This is a genomic window from Sphingobium sp., from assembly GCF_041987595.1.
GTDB lineage: Bacteria > Pseudomonadota > Alphaproteobacteria > Sphingomonadales > Sphingomonadaceae > Sphingobium.
The window spans coordinates 1-519 of record NZ_JBHIWJ010000253.1 but is presented as its reverse complement, the minus strand read 5'-3'; the positions used below and the strand labels follow the sequence as shown (position 1 = coordinate 519).

Annotated in this window: 1 protein-coding gene; it reads right to left on the bottom strand. The window is 68.2% G+C overall.

Going from position 1 to position 519, the window contains the following annotated elements; all coding sequences use genetic code 11:
• The coding region (locus ACFC3J_RS23030) for an MFS transporter (RefSeq protein ID WP_375198222.1) at nt 1-495 on the bottom strand (495 nt) is incomplete at its 3' end.
• Between the last annotated feature and the right edge of the window lie 24 nt (nt 496-519).

Here is a 519-nt window from a genome sequence, read left to right as displayed (position 1 = left end):
CAGCAGGCCGCCCATCACCGGGCCCAGGATGAAGCCCATGCCGAAGGCCGCGCCCAGCATGCCGAAGCGCTTGGCGCGCTCGGCCGGCGGGGTGATGTCGGCCACATAGGCATTGGCCACGGCCGCATTGGCCTGCATGGCGCCCGAGAACAGGCGCACCACGATCAGCATCCACAGCGCGGTGGCCGAGGCTGTGACCAGAAAGCTCAGGGCCAGGCCCGAGAAGCCGATCAGCAGCACCGGGCGGCGCCCGAAGCGGTCGGACAGCGCGCCCAGGATGGGCGAACCAAAGAAGTTGGCGATGCCGAAGGCAAAGCTCACCGCCAGATAGGCCAGGGTGTGCTCGGCCGGGGTGTTGGCAAAAGTGCCCACCAGCGGCGGCAGCACCGGGATGATCAGGCCGATCGAGATCATGTCGATCAGCACGGCGACCAGGATGAAGGACATGGCGGCCTTGCGGCCGCCATGCTTCGTTGCCGGGTCGGTGGGGGGCACCGGCTCAGTCAAGGGCCATCACTC